Origin of the sequence: Pseudomonas syringae pv. cilantro (assembly GCF_001293775.1) — a bacterium.
Classification (GTDB): domain Bacteria; phylum Pseudomonadota; class Gammaproteobacteria; order Pseudomonadales; family Pseudomonadaceae; genus Aquipseudomonas; species Aquipseudomonas syringae_P.
In genome coordinates, this window is record NZ_LGLN01000056.1 from 148,255 (window position 1) to 148,726 (window position 472).

Annotated in this window: 1 protein-coding gene; it reads left to right on the top strand. The window is 58.1% G+C overall.

The genetic code is table 11. From position 1 onward, the window contains the following. Positions 1-472 (top strand): VirB4 family type IV secretion/conjugal transfer ATPase (locus tag ABJ99_RS14440; RefSeq protein ID WP_459426205.1); only part of this gene is annotated, 472 nt, incomplete at both ends.

Genomic DNA, 472 nt, shown 5'->3' on the forward strand with positions numbered 1-472 from the left:
GCCATCGAGCAGCAATTCGAGTTCACCCTGGTGCAAACGTTTCTGTTCGAGGACCGCAACAAGGCCAAGGACAAATTCAAAAAGCACGTGGCGGACCTGGGCTCGGTCGAAAAAGACTCAAAGCAGACCAAGGAGCTTGAGGAGGCTATCGAGGCCATCACCCTTGGTGATAAAGCCTTTGGTCGCTATCACGCCTCCCTGATCGTCTACGGCAAGACCCCGGACCAGGCCATCGAGAACGGCACCGCGATGCAATCAGTGTTTACGGTGCGTGACGCGACCTTTGTGCGTTCGACCATGAGCAACATCGACACCTGGTACACGCAGTTCCCCGGTGTGACCGAGGCCATGTACCCCATGATGAAATCGACCGAGAACCTGGCGTGCAGCTTTTCCCTGCACTCCACCCCCACGGGCAAGGTCAAGGGCAACCCCATTGGTGACGGGACAGGCGTGATGCCCGTGCTGACGG